At 51.2% G+C, this 16,324-nt stretch carries 14 protein-coding genes and 1 pseudogene; 8 read left to right on the top strand and 7 right to left on the bottom strand.

Annotation, left to right across the window (positions count from 1 at the left end; all coding sequences use genetic code 11):
- The 6 genes from AC2A06_RS17950 to AC2A06_RS17925 form a co-directional block, all read left to right on the top strand.
- On the top strand, positions 1-417 hold a 417-nt coding region (locus tag AC2A06_RS17950; protein WP_484381173.1), incomplete at its 5' end, for a type VI secretion system baseplate subunit TssG.
- Positions 395-940, top strand: coding sequence for a type VI secretion system lipoprotein TssJ (gene tssJ, locus AC2A06_RS17945; protein ID WP_484381172.1), 546 nt, complete (start codon positions 395-397; stop codon positions 938-940). The genes AC2A06_RS17950 and tssJ, both read left to right, overlap by 23 nt.
- Before the next feature lie 3 nt (positions 941-943).
- Positions 944-1,387, top strand: coding sequence for a type VI secretion system baseplate subunit TssE (tssE, locus tag AC2A06_RS17940; RefSeq protein ID WP_473195417.1), 444 nt, complete (start codon positions 944-946; stop codon positions 1,385-1,387).
- A gap of 101 nt (positions 1,388-1,488) precedes the next feature.
- On the top strand, positions 1,489-1,692 hold the full coding sequence (locus tag AC2A06_RS17935; RefSeq protein ID WP_484381171.1) for a hypothetical protein: 204 nt from the start codon (positions 1,489-1,491) through the stop codon (positions 1,690-1,692).
- 27 nt (positions 1,693-1,719) lie between these two features.
- Positions 1,720-2,475 carry a hypothetical protein gene (locus AC2A06_RS17930; RefSeq protein ID WP_484381170.1) on the top strand — a complete coding sequence of 252 codons (756 nt, stop codon included), beginning with the start codon at positions 1,720-1,722 and terminating at the stop codon, positions 2,473-2,475.
- 165 nt (positions 2,476-2,640) lie between these two features.
- Complete coding sequence (locus tag AC2A06_RS17925) at positions 2,641-3,471, top strand: hypothetical protein (protein WP_484381169.1); 831 nt, start codon at positions 2,641-2,643, stop codon at positions 3,469-3,471.
- Positions 3,472-3,767: 296 nt separating this feature from the next.
- Here AC2A06_RS17925 and AC2A06_RS17920 read toward each other — a convergent pair whose 3' ends face one another.
- From AC2A06_RS17920 to AC2A06_RS17895, 6 genes are all read right to left on the bottom strand, one after another.
- Entirely contained in the window at positions 3,768-5,156 is a 1,389-nt protein-coding gene (locus tag AC2A06_RS17920) for an amidohydrolase family protein (protein WP_484381168.1), read from the bottom strand.
- Positions 5,157-5,169: 13 nt separating this feature from the next.
- On the bottom strand, positions 5,170-6,120 hold the full coding sequence (locus tag AC2A06_RS17915) for a carbamate kinase family protein (RefSeq protein ID WP_484381167.1): 951 nt from the start codon (positions 6,118-6,120) through the stop codon (positions 5,170-5,172).
- 40 nt (positions 6,121-6,160) lie between these two features.
- Positions 6,161-7,711 (bottom strand): xanthine permease, encoded by a 1,551-nt coding sequence (locus tag AC2A06_RS17910; RefSeq protein WP_484381166.1) that lies wholly within the window; start codon positions 7,709-7,711, stop codon positions 6,161-6,163.
- Between the two features lie 232 nt (positions 7,712-7,943).
- On the bottom strand, positions 7,944-9,362 hold the full coding sequence (locus tag AC2A06_RS17905; protein ID WP_473195406.1) for a YlbE family protein: 1,419 nt from the start codon (positions 9,360-9,362) through the stop codon (positions 7,944-7,946).
- Positions 9,362-10,909, bottom strand: coding sequence for an acyl-CoA synthetase FdrA (gene fdrA / locus AC2A06_RS17900; protein WP_473195405.1), 1,548 nt, complete (start codon positions 10,907-10,909; stop codon positions 9,362-9,364). Before fdrA ends, AC2A06_RS17905 begins: the two co-directional genes overlap by 1 nt.
- Before the next feature lie 509 nt (positions 10,910-11,418).
- Positions 11,419-12,024 carry an ankyrin repeat domain-containing protein gene (locus tag AC2A06_RS17895; protein ID WP_484381165.1) on the bottom strand — a complete coding sequence of 202 codons (606 nt, stop codon included), beginning with the start codon at positions 12,022-12,024 and terminating at the stop codon, positions 11,419-11,421.
- 423 nt (positions 12,025-12,447) lie between these two features.
- On the opposite strand from AC2A06_RS17895, the gene AC2A06_RS17890 reads away from it, so the two are divergent.
- Positions 12,448-13,386: a LysR substrate-binding domain-containing protein gene (locus tag AC2A06_RS17890; protein ID WP_484381164.1), complete on the top strand. Its 939-nt coding sequence runs from the start codon at positions 12,448-12,450 to the stop codon at positions 13,384-13,386.
- Here AC2A06_RS17890 and AC2A06_RS17885 read toward each other — a convergent pair.
- Positions 13,365-13,617: pseudogene (locus AC2A06_RS17885) on the bottom strand (IS1 family transposase); the annotation flags it as partial. The gene AC2A06_RS17890 and the pseudogene AC2A06_RS17885 overlap by 22 nt on opposite strands.
- 430 nt (positions 13,618-14,047) lie before the next feature.
- On the opposite strand from AC2A06_RS17885, the gene AC2A06_RS17880 reads away from it, so the two are divergent.
- Positions 14,048-16,324 (top strand): ESPR-type extended signal peptide-containing protein (locus tag AC2A06_RS17880; RefSeq protein WP_484381163.1); only part of this gene is annotated, 2,277 nt, incomplete at its 3' end.

Below are 16,324 nucleotides of genomic sequence, written 5' to 3'. Positions count from 1 at the left end.
CTGATGTTCACCGACGAAGGGGGCTTTGTGCTGGATGGCAACACCCCGTTGGGGGATGAGGTGATGGATACCAGCAGCCAACTGCTGATTGAATTAAGTACCGACGACCAGGATGAAGCCCACGGCTGGATGCCTGAGGGGCAGTTGTATCAGGACTTTCTGGTGATGCTGCGTGTCTACCTGGGCTGGCGCTTCAAGGCCAAGATACGCTTGACGGTCAACACGCGCTTGCTCAGTGTGCCGCCGTTGGGGGAAGCCCCCTTCTGGCTGGGGATGAGCGGCGTACTGGGGGTAGAAGGGGAGTGTGTCCCTGATGATATCCCCACCACTTTCACCATGGAGCTGGGTGGTTACCAAGGTTTATGCCCGGCAATCGAGACAAAAGGAAACCAACGTGTTACGTACCCGTTTGACTAAATCTGCAGGCTGGCTGCTGTTGCCGGTTCTGGTGGGCACACTGTCAGGGTGTGGCCTGACCCAGAGCGTCAGTGATGGCACCAAATCCGCCGTATCGTCGATTTTTTATAAGAAGATAAAGGTGTTGCGCCTCGACTTCACGGCGCGTGAGGCACTCAATACCGATGCCCATGAGAATAACTCCCTGTCAGAGTCGGTGGTCATCCGGGTCTATCAGCTTAAAGACCGTAAAGCGTTCGATAAACTGGTTTACCAACAGTTATTGAAGGACGGGGAGACGTTGCTGGCGGCGGAGTTGATTGCCAGCCGTGAGGTGGTGCTGAAGCCCGGGGGCGATGCCTCGCTGGATGCGCCGATGGACCCCGATACCCAGTTTGTGGCAGTGGTGGGGATGTTCCGTCACCCGGATATGGCCAAAAACAACTGGAAGCTGGTGCTGCAGCGTGAAGAGCTCGACCCGGACAAGCCACGGGTGATTGAAGCGGGCAGTAACCACCTGACCCTGCTCCCGTTAAAGGAGTAACCCATGCCCCGTCCCTCATTATATGAAACCCTCTACGGCAACTTTGCCGGGGGGTTGGATTTACACCAAATCAGTGAAGAGAACCAGCTGATTATGTCGGTGCTGGACAATATGCAGCGCATTCTCAATTGTCGCGCTGGGACCTTGTCGCATTTACCGGACTATGGTCTGCCGGATATGAGCAAAATCCTGCAGGGGATGCCCGGTACGGCTCACCAGTTAATCACTACCCTGTCTGACGTGTTGCTGAAATATGAGCCGCGCCTGAAGAGGATTGATGTGCTGATGCTGGAACAGAGCACCCCTGGTGAGTTGCGCTACGCCATTGATGCCGAGCTGAAGGGCGTCGGCCTGGTGCGCTATGGCACCGAATTTACCCCACAGGGCAAAGTGTTGCTGCGCCACCTGCGGCAACAACAACTGATGGATAGCCGGTCACTTTATTAGACTGTATCCCTGTCCTCCTTTAAGGGATGAAATTAGCTCGGGGGCACTTGCACTGGGGCTGGCAGCACCTGCATTCGCCCACGGCGGTGGAGTAATAACTGGTGGCATCAATAACGCCGTTGCCGGAACTCCCGCGTCCGGCGGGGCAGTTGGGTGAGTTGCGTGAGCCCGATTCACTGGTCCAGCGGCAAGCGGAGAGTCTGGTACAGCCACAGGGCGCGCAATCACAGGCAGAGCAGCAACTGGCACAACGGCTTAACCGTTATATACTGATAACTCAAAGACAAGCCGATTCAGCGCAGTAAGGTTGAAAACAAAGGAGAGGGGGAAGGATGATGGAACCATCGCAGAAATACCGTAATCACCGTTCGCGCTGGACTATCAGAGAGCTTCACTTTGTCGAAGAACACTATGGCAAGCTGCCCGCGCAGGACATCGCCGATCAACTGAGTCGAAGTATCAATGGCATAAGAAGGGTTGTCCACTTGTTAGGACTGGGTAACAAGTCGGTTGGGCCATGGACCGAAGCGGAAATCGCGTTGTTGCACAGCCATTATAAAAAGGGAGCGGGGCTTGGGAAAATACAATCACTGTTACCTGGGCGAACCAGAGGTGCGATTGCCGCACTGGCCAGTAAGCTTGGCATCACCGGAAGAGAGAGTTGGAGTGCCAGTGAAAAGCGTTTTCTAAAGGAACACTACGGTAAGATGCCCACCAGGAAAATTGCAGCCACCCTGGGGCGAAGTGTCAGCGCAGTGCGTGTGACCGTCAATCAATTGAGCTTGGGTAAAAAGTCAGTTGGGCCATGGACTGAAGAGGAAATGGCGGTGTTGAGTGATCATTATGACCGAGGGTTGGGTATTTCGTATGTCCAGTCACGCTTACCTGGTCGCACAAAAGGGGCCATCAGAGCGCAGGCAAGCAAAATGGATCTGACGGGAAGACGACCCTGGCAACCGTATGAAGATATAATTTTGCGAGAGTTTTATCCTGATCTTGGTTCTAGCATTATTTCTAAACTACCCCATAGAACGCTACCGGCTATCAAGCATCAAGCAAAAAAACTCGGGTTACGATACCGACGTTAACCCCATCACTACAGGGCGGATAGTTCGCTTACACCGATTCTTGTCCAGCGGTAAACTGCCGTAATCCAGTAGCGCCTTGTACAACTGCTTAAACGCTATATGCTGATAACTCAAAGACCAACCGATTCAGCGCAGTCAGGTTGAAAACTAAGGAGAAGGGTGAGGATGATGGAACAACCCGCTAAGACCAGAAGGAACAGCGTACTCTGGACGCCGGATGAAATTGAATTTCTTAAGGCATCTCATGCCAAGTTACTTCCCACCCAGATAGCGGTCAGGCTGGGGCGTACGCTTGGCGCGTTGAGGACGATGGCGCATCGGTTAGGGCTTGAGCTTCAAAAACCCGAGCCCAAGACAGCGGTGAGTATAGAATCTCCCCCGCGAAATGGCCGCTCACGCTGGACGATAACAGAACTGAACTATGTCGAAGCCCACTACGGCAAAACATCGACCCGGGAGATGGCGGCGACGTTGGGCCGGGGGATCAGTGCGGTGAGGTCGGCGGCCCAGTCATTGGGGCTTTGCAAAAAACAATCGGGTGCGTGGTCGGATCAGGAGCTCGATATCCTGCGCAAATACTATGCCGATGGTAGAAGCCTTGATGATATGCAAACCTTATTGGCGGGTCGGGGGAAAAGCGCCATTGAGGCCATGGCAAACCAGATAGGGGTAACCCGGGTACGCAGTTGGCATGCCGATGAAGAACGCATTTTACGCGAATTTTACCCCACGTTAGGCACCAAGGTGGCCAAAAAACTCCCCCTCAGAAGTCGTGAGGCGGTTAAAATCAGGGCCAGTGAGTTAGGGCTGAAATACCATAAAGTAAAACCCCGAGAAGCACCGCCCCTGCGTTGGAGCGACGCCGAATGGAGTTTGTTGGAAAAACATCTGGCCTGGCCTTACGACGAACTAAGGGCGTTGTTTCCTGGGCGCACCAAATTGGCGTTGGAAAAAGCCAAAGAGCGATTAAGGGCGCGGAGGAAGTACGGTATGTGATGGGCTGCGGATGACAAATAGTGATCTCCGCGATCAAAGCTCACTCATCATAGAGATATCACAAAACCATACCGAACCATTTTTTAAAGGCCCGTTTCCCACTGGGTGTGAGATTGACTTCCCTAAACCCCGGTACGCGGGTTAACCATCCTTTTTGTTCGCAATGGGTAAAAAAAGCGGCACCTGCGTCCCCAGCCAGATGAAACTATCGTGGCCTAAAAATTTGACCACGACAGTGATTACTGACGATAGCGGTGAAACAGCGCAATGGCTGTTCACCTCTGTAGGATTTGCCGTCAGGCGTTATTGGTTTGCCCTACGCTTCCCCAGACTATCTCCCCCCGGTGGAATGTGGCGGTTCTTGGGGAGATCCGAGCTACTGCTTCGGCGGAGCAGGATGCGTCCACCAGCACGAAGCTTGCCTCGCCCTCGGCTTTAGGCCATTGACGTTCCCCTTGATCATTGAGCGGTAATACATCGCCTGTGGCAATAGCCAGTGCACGGGACAAGGTTTTTTCATTCGGCCGAATGTAAAGCTGAGCATAAAGATTGGCTTTTTCCAGCATGTCACCCTGGCCATAGGGTGACCAGTGATCAATAACACTGTCGGTGCCTGTCATGACAAATACCCCTTTTTCCCGCAATTGGCTCAGTGGCATATGCAGCGTGCCGATGGGGACGGTGGAAGCGATAGTCACTTGCTGCGCGGCCATACGGCTCGCTAGTTCATCAACCTGCTGTTCATTTAGCGTTGCCAGGGCAAAGGCATGGCTGATGGTCAGCTTACCTTTTAGTTGTGGCGTTTTTTCTACGGTATCCATCATGTAATTTATCGCGGCCAGGCCTGCCGGGCTGGTTTCATGCAGGTGGATATCTACACCTTTGTTATAATCCAGTGCGATCTGGAACATAGTATCCAGGGATTTTTCCATCGCACCATCAACAGTGGTGGGATCGAGCCCCCCCACATAGTGCGCGCCCGCTTGCATCGCTTCACGCATCAGTGGTTCCGATTTTGAATAGAGTAATCCGTGTTGTGGAAAAGCCACAATCTCACAACTAAAGCCTGACTTCCGCCGAGCCAGAACGGCTTGTAGTGCCTCCAGGTTTTTCAGCCCCGAGGTGGGTTCGACATTGCAGTGGCTACGAGCGATGGTGGAACCACGGGATTGTAGTAAATCGATCAACTTCTCTGCTCGCTGTTGCGTATAGGGCTGCAACTCTGGCAATAGCTTCTGTTCCAGTGCGATCATATCCTTGATGGTGGTGCCAGCCGGGCGATTAAGGGAGCGCCATGGGCCACCGTAAAAGGTCTTATCCAGGTGAATATGCATATCTCGCATCGCAGGCAGCATCAGCTTGCCACCTGCGTCATAAACGGCGAGTGTGTGATTAGCATGTAGATGATTATCCAGCAGGGCGACGATCTTACCCTGTTTGATCTCCAGCGTTTTCAGCTCGGTCCGGGTGCTAATGGGGGTTGCCCCGTTAAACTCAAAGCCGCTTTCCAGCAATACATTGTCCAGATAATAATGCGGGCTGCTAATTTTCATCCCGTGACTGGGTTCGCCGCTGGCTATGGCTGATTTTGCGGCATGAGTGGCAGTAACACCAAACAGCGCACAGGCAGCGGCTATCTTGGTGCTGCGGCTCAAGAAATCTCGACGACTGTTATTCTGGATCATCTTTTCTTCCCTCTTAGGTATTGACGATATGCGTTCCTGTTTCACCGCGCAGAGCAGCGGCTAGACACTCAGGTGAAGTGATCACCACGCGTTTCCCTCCTTGCTGCAAAAATGCCAGGCTAGCGGCTATTTTAGGCAACATACTGCCAGGAGGAAAGTGCCCCTCCGCCATATAACGCGTCATCTGTGCCACACTGACCCGATGGAGCGCTTGCTGGTTCGGCTGGCCGAAATTAATGCATACTTTTTCTACGCCAGTGGTTATCACCAGCACATCAGCATGGATTTCCTGAGCCAGTAGTGCGGTCGAGAGATCTTTATCGATCACGGCGTCCACACTTTGATACTCACCTTGCGGGCCACGGATCACCGGGATCCCGCCACCGCCAGCACTGATAACGACAAACCCTTGTTGTGTCAGCGCCTTAATGGCCGCCGCCTCCACAATCTGCCGTGGAGCGGGTGAGGCCACGACCCGACGATAACCGCGGCCAGAGTCTTCGATAAAATGCCAATCTGGATGCTGTTGCAATAAGGTATCCCGCTGTTCTTGGCTAAAGAACGCACCAATCGGTTTAGTGGGCTGCATGAATCCGGGATCGTTAGGGTCAACTTCCACTTGGGTAATTACAGTAACGGCTTTCTGCTCACCATGCTTTGCCAATTGGTTGCTAAGGGCTTGTTGGATAAGATAGCCGATACCGCCCTGAGTGTCTGCCACACAGTTGGCTAACGGAGTCAGCGGTAACCCGGCGTACTCATGGGCAATTTCTGCCCGGCGTAAATCCAACCCCACTTGCGGGCCGTTACCATGGGTCAGTACCAGATGGTAATCTGATGCCAGCATTTCCAATAGAGAACTGGCTACAACCTTCACAGCGGCGGTCTGGTGTTCGATAGACTGGCTGGCATTATCTTTAATAATTGCGTTGCCGCCAATGGCAACGACCATAAGCTCTTTCATTGACGTTATCCGTTCAGAAGCGGGGCGAACCCCGCCAGGGTTAGATTGTTTTGCTTGGCGATAGCTCAGAGGCAGGAACCTCTTGGCGGCTATCCAGGAAATGTTTCACCACAAACAGGGCGGTCATCATCAAATAGGCTACGGTGAACGTCAGCGAGCTACCGGTAGCAAAGCCCACCATCGGGGAGTGAATTATACCGAACAGGGCGAGTAAGGCACCGGTTGCCGCAGCTACCGCACCGCGTAATGGTTTATCGAGGATGGAGAAGATAGCGATGCAGCCCCACAACATACTGGCCAGTGGCGCTCCGCTGCCTAAAAATATCAATCCCTGATAGTACACGCCTTTACTGTGCAGCAACTCGGCGCCTAGCTTGGCCGCTGAGGTACCCGCCGCACCCATAATGCTATTGACCATGGTGAGTGCCCAGTTGGCAATCCACGGGAATAGGCAGATGAAGATCACCGGAACTTCGATTTTCGGTGTTTCCCGCACGACCTGATTGGCGGTGACCACCCCGATAAAAACCAGAATAGGAACAATGGCGGTCATCGGAATGATAGCCAACATAAAAGCCCCCAAGCCGAATAGCGGAACGATAAACATCGTCGCACCGGAAGCCAGGGTATAGCCGATACTGGCTCCCATGGCTTTCCAGCCGGCATGCCCGACGTAAACGGTCACCGGGAACGGGTTACCCATCAGGCAGCCCAGCATCGAGGAGAGGCCGTTGGCCATCATGACGTTACGGGTATTGTAATTATCCCCTGCGGCGTGTGCGCTTTCGATGTTCTCAAGGTCAAAGATGTAGTTTGCCAACCCCAATGGGACGGCAGAGGCCAGATAAGGCAGAGCATGAGGCACCCCTTGCAGAAAACCATCAATATGGATCCCCGGTGGGTTAAAGCCAAAAGAGGACATGGAGGCTTTAATGGCTTCAGGGCTTTGTAAACCAGAAATCCACGCCAGAGCCGTACCCGCAACCAGCAGCAATAAACCAGTCGGGATGCGAGCGAAGATCGGCTTTTTACCAAACCAGTTAATAAATATCAGCAAGAGAACAATAAAGGAAACGGTAGGGGCTTCAAATGCTTGCAGCATCGGGTTCATTGCCAACAATAACAACCCCAGGCCGGACAGACAGGAAAGTAGCACCGTACGAGGGATCATCTTGCGGATGGTCTCGCCGAGGAATGAACCCCCAACCAGGATCAGTGCTTCAACAAAACACCATACCAGACCAATCTGGATCGCAAAGTCCGCATCACCGGTTTGTTGATACACCGGCATCAGCACCAGAAAGGTCACGGTGAAAATTGACGGGGCACTAGGGCCGGAAGGCAGTGCGGTCACATCGCTGCGTCCAGTTTTACGCACCATCTCCAGGCCAAACCAGGTGTAACAAATACTGGCCATAAACACCGCCAGCCCAAAGGCTGGGGCAATACGGCCGAACACAATCTCTTTGGGGATCCCGACCACGAAAATCAGCAATCCCATCATTGTTAGCAGGTTGGTCAGGTTATTGGTCATCAGCCCAAAGTAGGCAGCCCAATCACCACGTTTCCACTCTAATTTTATTTTGTTCATAAACCCTCCTTCGCAGGTCGTTAAAACGTAGGTTGTGATCGACGGGAGCACTTTCGTTCCAGCAGATGAACAACTTTTGTTTTAGTGACCCAGGTCAGCATCGGAGCCAGCCCTGTTTTCCACTCGTGCTTAAGTTATGCAGCCAGGTTGTTGGTTTATGCTGCCCAGCCCAGGGAGCCCCGGAGCGAGGGCAACCGGTCACCTGGCTGCTCCTTGAAAATGTTGGGGCCGCTTATTGGCAGTAGCGAATAGCGTAAGTCAGTATCGCTTTCTCAAAGCAGGCAAACGGCGGGTGAACGATACCGGCACCAATCATGCCAATACCGGCATCCTTATGGGCAATGGCGGTATTGATCACCGGCAAGATACCGCTGTTGCCAACCTTGGTGATGTCGATGGCGGTCGGGATCCCCATAAAAGAGAGCAGGGGAATAGTGACGTTAGGGTTTTCACCGAGTGTGATTTCCCGCATCTGGCGTGAGAAATCGATCGCCTCATCCACGGTGCCGCCAACCAAGGCCACGATGGCCGGGGCAGTCGCCATGGCAAAACCACCAATGCCGTAGGTCTCGGTAATGGCGCTGTCACCGATATCCAGCCCGGAGTCTTCTGGTTTATAACCGGCAAACATCGGGCCAATGACCTGCTGGGCCGGGCCGGTAAACCATTGACCGGGTAACCCACTGATGCGCAGACCGAACTCCACGCCGTTACGTGCCATCGTGGTCACCACGGTGCTGTATTCAATGCCATGCGCGGCATCCATGGCAGCTTTACACATTGCCATCCAGGTTGGGCCGGAGAAGTAATCACTGCTGGCAACAAAGTCAAACAGCTCGCGCTGCTGCTCGACCGGGTAACCGGTCTGGATGATCCAAGGGGTCAGCGCCTGGATCAGCAGTGCGGTTCCCGCATTGTTGCGGTTATGGCATTCATCGCCCATATGCAGCGCTTGCGCTAGCATTAGTCGCAGATCGATTTCCCCTGCCAGCTTCATGGCATCACGCAGCATTGGCCCTTGCACATCGCGCATCCAGTTCAAACGGTCGATCACGCTCTGGTCGTTGGCCCCCATGCGCAAGATTTTCGCCATTTGTTCGCTCATATTGGTGTAAGCGCGGTTGCCATAGGTCTTGTTTTCAACGATATGCATGAACATTGAGGCAGAAGTCACACCGGCCATTGAGCCTACGCAATCATGTTCATGGCATGGGGAGAAGATGATTTCACCGGAGGCCGCCAAATTGGCCGCGCCTTCCAGAGTCGTGGCCAAACCTTCGAATACCAGTGCCCCGGTAACCGCACCTTTCATTGCGCCGCACATCTTGTCCCAGGTGATGGGTGGGCCCGCATGCAAAATGGTATTGCGTGTCATGCCGGGTACAACATTGATTGCCTGATCAAAGCCCACCAGTACCGGATGTGATTGAATAATCCGCGTCAGTGCCAGTTGGTTGGCGCTTGCAATTTTTTCTGCAAGCTCGGGGGAAGCGATCTGATCGAGCGCGGCTATCACGGCCAGATTACCCAGTCCAGGGGGTGTCCAGTTGAGCTGGGTGACCGGTGTATGTTGGGCTTTAAGATCGTCGCTGAACATTTCAATACCAATATTGATGACATTCAGTGGTTGATTGAAGAATGATTGGCTCATTAGGCTTTCTCCCCTTGATAGACAAATTCGCGTGCCAGTAATCCGGTATTGGTGCTGCTGCTCGCCCAGATGACACCCGCATCGGTGAGCATTTGGCACTGCTGCTGTAATGAGGGCGTATCGAGATCGGTGCCCAGCACATAGCCGAGGATCTCCAGGGGACGCTGTTCACGGGCCGCAATCGCTTTGGCTTCTTTTATTGCATCGATCATCACACCCACCGGGTCTTCATGTGAGCCAAAGCCCAGCACGAAATCCATCACGATCACGCCCACTTGCGGATCGCGAGCCTCCTGCAACAAACGGTTGATACGGTTGGTTGGATCGATCATCGGGTGTGGTTTACCGTTGGTAAAATCATCATCACCGAAGTCCAGGAAGGTATGGGCCACGCTGTGGTTCACATTTTGCAAGCGCTTAGTGGGGTCGGGTTGAATATTGCTGTAGACGTCATCATATTTTTCCAGCGCAGCAAACATTGCTTCATCGCACAACGTGCCACCACAAAACAGGCCGCGAATATACTTCTGTTGCGGCGTTAAACGGGCGCGGACTTCTTCAATTAAAGGCCAGTTAAGTGGGTGGAGATCGAGGGAACTCTCGTCGATGCCGCTGAGCAGCACCGCTTTTAATGCAGCTTCTTTGGTTGCACGGGCAAACAGCAATCCAGCCTCATCTGCGGGTGGGGAGTTGCGCCCCAGGAAACAGACCACCACGGGTTTACTGCAGGCTCGGGCACGCTCCAGCACTTTATCTGCCACTGCTGGTGCTGGGGGTTTGGAGATGAGCACGATAACGGCTGTTTTTTCGTCCTCTTCCAACATTGTCAAGGCATCAAGCATCATCAGACCGCCAATTTTCTCGCTCAGATCGCGCCCACCGGTACCAATCAGCTGTGAAATCCCGCCACCAAACTCATGAATACGAACACTCACCTCTTGGCTGCCGGTGCCGGAAGCACCAATGATGCCAATGCTGCCACGACGTACCGCATTACCAAAACACAGAGCGGTACCATTAATAATGGCGGTGCCGCAGTCTGGGCCCATCATCAGCAACCCTTTGTCATGCGCCAGCTGTTTGAGAGCCAATTCGTCTTCAATGGAGACATTATCGGAAAACAGCATCACGTTGAGCCCATTTTGCAATGCCTGGCGAGCTTCTCGCGCTGCATACAAACCATTTACTGAGATCATCGCCAGATTACTTTCTGGGATGTGAGCTTTGGCGCTGGCAATAGTCGCGTAACGCGCTTCATGGTGGGTGCTTTGGTCTTTATGGGTGAACAACTCCTCAATGGCTTGCAGAATGGCTTGGTTAGCATCATCGCTTCCGCTTTTGATCACCATCATCAGGTCGCCATTTTTAGCCGCTTCAAGTTCAGGTGTTAGTAACCCGAGATCCTTGAGTATCCCTTTGTTCATTTCCGTACCCATAGCGACAAATGCCTGTTCAACCCCAGGTAATTTGTTGGCTTTGGTGGAAATCGACATCAGTGTAATGGAATCAAACCACGTGTTTTGTTTAACAATAATCCTGATGGACATATTTTTCTCCAAAATATGAGGCCAATAAACAGGTGTCAGCTATGCTATACAGCATGTTCCCACCTGAATTTCAGTCGCTCTTTTAATTCTCGTTATACTTAAAGAAACTTGAGTTGTATGACAAAAACCTAGCTCGTTTTTGAACAGCGCTGTACGGATGCTTTATAAAAATGCACCGTCATAGCAAATACCCAAGCAACTTGATGTATAACGCCTGTAGTGATGTTACTAATAGGGTGGTTCGTCATGCACTTTTAATATAATGCGACGATCATATTCCTTTTCGAATGACCTTATGTAAGGTTGGCTCCATGAAATTTAAAATGGTTTGTGTTTTTTAATGCGACAAAAATAGAATAAAGGTATTTATTCTTTCTCATTTCACCCCTGTTCTGATAAAACAACCTTAGAACAGGGGTGTTGTATATTATTTGCTATAGCCCCAGGTTAGTTCAAATTACCACTTACCAGCAACTTGAATGAACATGGCGATTGTCCGCTTATCCTCTTTATGCGCCCGCCGCTATCAGCAGTTCAGCGATTTCGTGATAGTCTTTTTCTTTAGCCAACGTCAGTGGTGACTTGCCATATTTATCGGTCATATGAGGATTGGCACCATGCTCAAGCAGCAATTTAACAATTTCCTGCTGCTTCGGCCCACCATCGTTGAGTACGATGGCTTCCAGCAACGGAGTCCAGCCAACAAAATTGGTGTGGTTAAGATTAATATCGGTACACGTTAATAATTCACGCACAATTTCTACATGGCCTTTTTCACTGGCAGGCGTAATACCAACACCACCAAAACGCGTTAAACGATCCAGATCCGGCTTAGCGGGTAATACCAAGCGTAATAATGTCAAATCGTTATTTAGGCAGCTTAATAGGAAAGGGTTAAAGCAAGTTTGGTCCTGCTTGTCAACATCTGCGCCGGCAGATATTAATAACTCAACACAATCGTAGTGTTTATTGAGGCTAGCCAAAGTAATTGCGGTACGACCTTGACGGTTGGTACAGTCAAGGTTGATATTCTTGCTGATGCATTTTCTTAATGTATCAATATCCCCTTGTTCTGCAGCATAAAGGAATTCGCTATTCATTGAAGTATCAGACATATATTGTTCCTTTTTCTTGTGTCTTTGCCTGCTATTTATTGATAGCAAGAGTATCAATAAACAGCTAAGAAGAACATCCGGTTAAAAAGCATTCATTGCAAAGCAGCTGATTGTTGAATATTATTCAACAACAATAACAAAGCGTGCGACAGCTCAATATTTTTCTGCGGGTTGGTTCTTTTTTTAGGGTAAATGCTGCTTTAATCCCCTTGTTTTCGCTGTCTGCAACGTCGAGGGGGAAACCAATCATCAGAAATGTGAAGCCCATCAAGTAAGTTGTAAAGACAGTGTTAAATTACGTTCAATACTGTGACCACGCTTGTTTGCCACATTGGCAGGAGTTTGGGTATAAAGGCGGTTGGGTTAGATCTCCCCTTGCTCTACCGCCGCCATCCAGCAAGGGAATGGAGCCAAGTGTAACCAATGAACTCGATTTTTACCGAAGAGAATCTTTTGGCATTCACCACCGCGGCGCGCTTTGCCAGCTTCAGCAAGGCAGCGGTGGAACTGGGCCTGACAACCTCAGCGATCAGCTACACCATCAAGCGAATGGAAACCGGCCTTGATGTGGTGCTGTTTAATCGTAACACGCGCAGCATTGAACTGACGGAGTCAGGTTTTTATTTCTACCGTAAAGCGACTGATCTACTTAATGATTTCCATGCCATCAAACGTGGCATCGACACTATCTCTCAAGGGATAGAGGCTCGGGTGCGTATTTGCATTAACCAGTTGCTCTATACCCCTCGCCATACTGCCCGGTTGTTGCAGGTACTGAAGAAACAGTTCCCGACCTGCTATATCACGGTGACGACGGAGGTCTACAATGGCGTTTGGGACTCCATCATTAATAATCAGGCGAACATTGCCGTTGGGGCACCAGATACCCTGCTGGATGGGGGAGGTATTGATTACACCGATATTGGAGCTATCCGCTGGGTCTTTGCCATTGCCCCTGATCACCCTCTGGCATTTATGCCGCAGCCCATATCAGAGAGCCAACTCAGGCTCTACCCAAACATTATGGTTGAGGACACGGCACATACCCTGAATAAGAAAGTAGGCTGGTTGTTACATGGGCAGGAAGCGATTTTAGTGCCAGATTTCAATACCAAATGCCAGTGCCAGATTTTAGGTGAGGGTATCGGTTTTTTGCCGGAGTATATGGTGAGTGATGCGGTAGCAGAGGGGCTGTTGATCATCCGCACCATCCATAACCCACGCCAGGATTCCCGTATGTTGCTGGCGACACAGCACGCTGCAAGCGGGCAGGTCACACAGTGGATCAAAAAGCAGTTTAAACCGGGGGGTGTGTTAGCCGAGATTTATGCCGACCTGCTCTATACGTTGAACCCTGAATAATGGCAGGGCTTGTGGAAATAAAGGAGTAGGTAATGACTCCAATGAGTAGAACATAGACTTTCGATGAATGCCCCGATGACTTTTCATGCAACTCCATTGAGCATAAAAAGCAAATCGTTCTACGCACCAAACGCTTAATGCGAGTTCTTAACGTCAGGTTGTTACCTTCAATACGTTGAGTGAAAATTTTCCGCTCAAATGCTTATCATTCGGTACTTCCCGCCTATGACTGCCCCAGTCGTTGCATTTTGTTCTGCACTTTGCATAAGTTTGGGTATGTAAAAGAATGGTTAACTGACTTTTTTCTACTACACTTTCTTAAGAAGCGAATGAGTCTCAAACCTGATGCTCATGAGGCTCTCTATACTTCAATTGCAGGGCTGTTGGTTGAGTTATTCAGCCTGGTTCCCTGTAATTACTCGTTTCGGCGCCAGAGGTGATGTGGGTGCGAAAGGGCTTTACCTGTAACTTGAGTGTGGCAGGACATAAAGAGTTCACACCTTATCACTCTATTCTATAAAACATTAACTCAATTTATTTAACAAACCTGTATCAGTGTTACGCAAAGAGTCATACGATGGGTGACATCATCATATAACCAATAAATTCAAGATATTGTCACCTCATTTAGAGCAATGCTGGCATAGAGGGGATGGACAGTATGAATCGTGTATACCGTGTTGTTTTTAACTACGCTTTAGGGCTTATGCAGGTGGCTTCTGAGTTTACACGCCGTACTGGTAAGTCATCCTCTGGTCAGACTGTGGTTGAAGGTGCTGGTTGTCACGCTTCAGAGAGTCAAACAATTAAAAAAAGCGCTTTATCAATACGTGGTTGGCCACTGCTGAGTGCGGTTTGTCTTTTTTTACTCTCGCAAGGGGTATTTGCCAATGGTACGGGTGGCGATAATGCTTCTTTCAGGGGCGGGAATGGCGCTTATGGTGGAGCCGGCGGGGGCGGGGGCGCTAATGGTATTGGTGGGCAACCTAGTACCCGTTCTATAGCGGGTTCTGCTGGTTTAGCCAATGGTACTGGTGGGGCGGGGTCAAGAGGTACCGCGAATGACAACAGTGACCCTTGGGGGGCGGGAGGCTCAGGTGGAAGTGTCGGTAGCGCAGGTAATCCGCTAGGTGGAGTTGGTGGTGCCGGAGGTGATGCTACCTGCACACCTTCCTGTACGAGTGGTTTTGGTGCTGGTGGTGGGGGTGGAGGGGGCGCTGGTTTTGTGGGTAGCACATTAAACACAGTTACAGCGATTGCCCGGGGTGGTAATGGGGGTAATGGCGGTAATGCCTTAGCTAGTGGTGGTATGGATGGGGGGAGTGGCGGTGGCGGTGGTGCCGGTATCGTGCTGACAGGGACCGGCACCACCACGGTGAATAATAATATTTTTGGTGGTTCGGGGGGTAATGGCGGCCCTGCTGCTGGTAGTGGTGCTGGTTCTGGTTTTGGTGGTGGAGGTGGTAGTGGGCTGATGAGTACTGGCGTCAGTATTACTAATAGCCGGACCATTACCGGGGGCACTGGTGGTACTGGAGCAAGTGGTACTTATACTGCAACTAGTCGTTCTGGTGGGGTCGGTGGCGCAGGGATAACCGGGTCATCATTGACCATCACCAACACCGGAACTATTCAGGGGGGGAGTGGCGGAGCAAGTGGCACGGGTGCCACAGGTACACAGGGGGCACTGGCGGCGGGTGGCGTTGGTATCACTGGCAGTAATATGACCATCATTAACACCGGTACTATCAGCGGTGGTCTAACTAGCACCGGTGGTGCGCGCAGCAATGCCATTGCATTTACTACGGGTACTAATCGCCTGGAGTTACGGGCGGGCCACACGATTAACGGTAATGTCGGGGGGGGGGGAACCAATACCTTGACGTTAGGCGGTACGACCAACGCTACCTTTAATATGTCCCTTTTCGGTGGTCAATTCAGTAGTTTCACGGCATTACAAAAAACCGGCACGAGTACCTGGACGCTAAGCGGTAGCAGTACTACTACTTCGCCATGGACTATTTCGGCTGGTACATTGCAGGCGAGCACTAACGGCGCATTGGGGAATGGGGCAATCAGTGTTGCTAATGGTGCGGTGTTATTCTTTAACAGCTATTCCGGGACAGCATTTGTCAATACATTAACGGGTGCGGGGACCTGGACGTTAAATAACAGTAATATCAGTATGGCCAGCCGTACCAACGCCAGCAACTTTACCGGTATTTTTAACCAAACTAACACCTCCAGCTTAACCCTGAATAACGCCACATCATTAAATAGCAATGCCCGGTTTAATATGACTCATGCGAATAGCCGCTTGCTGATTAATAATACCGCCAACTATACCCTGAATAATGGCATTACCGGCGCAGGGCAAATTAATGTCAATGGCAGCAATGCGAATTTGAGCTTTGGTTTTGGTGCCAATGCCGGTAGTGCTTTTACCGGTACCGTGAATCTACAAAACAGCCAGTTCGCTTTGACCGGTAATAATACGACAGCGTTAACCCGAGCGACACTCACCCTAAGCAGTGGCAATCGGACCACGGTGGGTGCGGCGGGAACAACCAGTACGCAAAATATCGGCAACCTGGGCATAGCCGGTGGCACAGCAGAGTTTTATAGCAATTTATTCAGTGATCGTGCGGATAGCATTATTAGCGCCACCGCCCTGACCGCCACCAGTGGCACCATTAATATTGTGGGTGATGGTGCCATCAATGCCAATACGTTAATAGGGAGTCGTTCTTTACTTAACCAGAATATAAATACCCAGTGGACTCAGTTGGTGAACGCCACCAGCGCCGGCAGTGTCAGTGGGTTAAACATGCAGCTCAATGGGGCTGCAGTGAACCCAGGTGTGCGCTATGGCATTACTCAAAATAGTGAGCGTGTAGCCAACGGGCTGTATGATTTTAGCTTATTGAATAACGGCAGT

Source organism: Serratia sp. HNCC26DJ244 (genome assembly GCF_057180565.1).
The sequence above is the reverse complement of the archived record's forward strand: the minus strand, read 5'-3'. Positions and strand labels throughout refer to the sequence as shown.